The organism is Microlunatus spumicola, assembly GCF_039536445.1.
Lineage (GTDB): Bacteria > Actinomycetota > Actinomycetes > Propionibacteriales > Propionibacteriaceae > Microlunatus > Microlunatus spumicola.
This window is the reverse complement of record NZ_BAAAYR010000011.1, coordinates 1-553: the sequence shown is the minus strand read 5'-3', so window position 1 is coordinate 553 and position 553 is coordinate 1. Positions and strand designations below refer to the sequence as shown.

General features: G+C 57.0%; 1 rRNA gene. It reads right to left on the bottom strand.

Annotation, left to right across the window (positions count from 1 at the left end):
• Nucleotides 1-553 (bottom strand): 23S ribosomal RNA (locus tag ABD665_RS21630); the annotation flags it as partial.

Sequence of the window (553 nt, the reverse complement as noted above, 5' to 3'; positions counted from 1 at the left end):
GAGTTCCTTAACCACGGTTATCTCGATCACCTTGGTATTCTCTACCTGACCACCTGTGTCGGTTTAGGGTACGGGCGGCTCTAGAACTCGCTCACGAAGATTTTCTAGGCAGCATAGGATCACTCACTCGCCGGTCCGTAGACCGACCAGCCGTCATGTCTCAGGCTATGTGAGCCGCGGATTTACCTACGACTCGCCCTACACACTTAGCCCGGGATCACCTTGCGGATACCATCGCCCGGGTTGAGCTACCTTCCTGCGTCCCTCCGCAGCTTGCCTAATACAAGTCTGGTTCGCAGACTCATCGACACTTCACCCGAAGGCTCCATGCGACTTGCGTGCTTAGCATCGCTCGCCTCGGCAGGATCGTGCTAGCGCCGGTACGGGAATATCAACCCGTTGTCCATCGACTACGCCTGTCGGCCTCGCCTTAGGTCCCGACTCACCCAGGGCAGATTAGCTTGACCCTGGAACCCTTGGTCTTTCGGTGGAGGAGTTTCTCACTCCTCATTCGCTACTCATGCCTGCATTCTCACTCGTGTGCTCTCCACGG